This is a genomic window from Kineococcus siccus (assembly GCF_009906795.1).
Taxonomy (GTDB): domain Bacteria; phylum Actinomycetota; class Actinomycetes; order Actinomycetales; family Kineococcaceae; genus Kineococcus; species Kineococcus siccus.
This window is the reverse complement of record NZ_JAAALN010000461.1, coordinates 1-451: the sequence shown is the minus strand read 5'-3', so window position 1 is coordinate 451 and position 451 is coordinate 1. Positions and strand designations below refer to the sequence as shown.

The window sequence follows — 451 nt, the reverse complement described above, 5'->3', positions numbered from 1 at the left end:
CAGGCTGAGGCTTGTCGATCCACGGTGCTGGAAGGGGTGCGAGCGTGCCGGTAGGAGCTGTCGTCTCGGCCGCGTGGGGCTTGGTGGTGCTCGCGGGGCTGCTGCTGGTTATGGCCCGGGCCGTCCACTCCGGGGGGCTAGAGCGCAACGGCCTGATGGGTGTGCGTACCAAGGCGACCATGCACTGCGATGAGTGCTGGCGACTCGCTCACCGGGCGGCGGAGCCGGGTCTGCGTCGTGCCGGCTGGGTCGCGGCGGTGGCTGTGGTGGTGTGCGTGGTGCTCGCCGTGGTGGGCTCCGGGCGTTCGTGGGGCGAGGTGGCGACCGTGACGGCTTTCGGGGTCAGCTACGTCGCCGTGGTGGGGGTGCTGTTGCAGGCTGCGGTGGTGGCTGGTCGAGCCGCGCGGGCGTTGCACCCGCGTCGCTGACCGCTCGCTTCTCGGCATGACCG

1 protein-coding gene is annotated in these 451 nt (G+C 71.6%); it reads left to right on the top strand.

The genetic code is table 11. The features are described from left to right. Window positions 1–86: 86 nt before the first annotated feature. Window positions 87–428, top strand: coding sequence for an SdpI family protein (locus GTR02_RS22125; protein ID WP_166609602.1), 342 nt, complete (start codon window positions 87–89; stop codon window positions 426–428). Window positions 429–451 lie beyond the last annotated feature (23 nt).